Here is a 450-nt window from a genome sequence, read left to right on the forward strand (position 1 = left end):
CTATTTAGCTTAGAATGTTTTGTGCTTAAAATTCTTATTTGATATAATTTTGAAAAATATTGTAAAGGAAAACTTTGTGAACAAGAAAAAGAAACGAAAGAAAGTATTAAAAGAAGTCGAAAAAATGGAAGAAATAATAGGTTTTTTGTTTGAAAATACCACCTATTATTATTTAAGTACCGTACCTAAAAATATTAACAATGAAGCTTCTTTTTATGATGGCTATCAAGATTGGTGTGATAAATCCTATTTGCCTGATTTTGCTAAAGGTGTTACTAGAATAATTTTTGCAATGATGGAATATAATTATGCAGAAGTATATTTAAAACCTGAGTGGTGGCCCAAAAAGAAATCGAAGTATAGTAAATATTTAGGTAAAAATATTCGTGATATTGGTTTTAGTAAGTTAGAAGAGATAATTAAACACGCGTGGTGCTAGTTAAATCGTTT

General features: G+C 27.1%; 1 protein-coding gene. It reads left to right on the plus strand.

Features of this window, described 5'->3' with window-relative positions; translation table 11 throughout:
- Positions 1 to 76 precede the first annotated feature (76 nt).
- Positions 77 to 439: a hypothetical protein gene (locus FC57_RS10485; protein ID WP_236695734.1), complete on the plus strand. Its 363-nt coding sequence runs from the start codon at positions 77 to 79 to the stop codon at positions 437 to 439.
- The last annotated feature ends 11 nt before the right edge of the window (positions 440 to 450 follow it).

The organism is Lactobacillus ultunensis DSM 16047, from assembly GCF_001436305.1.
Taxonomy (GTDB): domain Bacteria; phylum Bacillota; class Bacilli; order Lactobacillales; family Lactobacillaceae; genus Lactobacillus; species Lactobacillus ultunensis.